Source organism: Nocardia sp. TBRC8007 (assembly GCF_056629435.1).
Genome location: NZ_JBWSOR010000239.1, coordinates 1 through 235, shown reverse-complemented (window position 1 = coordinate 235; position 235 = coordinate 1). Strand labels below are relative to the sequence as shown.

The window sequence follows — 235 nt, the reverse complement described above, 5'->3', positions numbered from 1 at the left end:
TGCCCGAGCAGCTGCGGTTGCCGACCGATCGGCCGCGGCCGCGGGTGGCGAGCTACCGCGGTGACACCGTGGCGGTGGTGATCGATCCCGCGACCCGGACGCTGCTGCAGCAGTTGGCGCGGCGGGAGGACGCGACGGTGTCGATGGTGCTGCAGGCGGGGTTGGTGGTGTTGTTGTATCACCTCGGTGCGGGGGAAGACATTCCGATCGGGTCGCCGATCGCCGGGCGTACCGA

General features: G+C 70.6%; 1 protein-coding gene. It reads left to right on the top strand.

From position 1 onward, the window contains the following. Positions 1-17 precede the first annotated feature (17 nt). On the top strand, positions 18-235 hold a 218-nt coding region (locus ACX4ZE_RS23485), incomplete at its 3' end, for a condensation domain-containing protein (protein ID WP_480275648.1).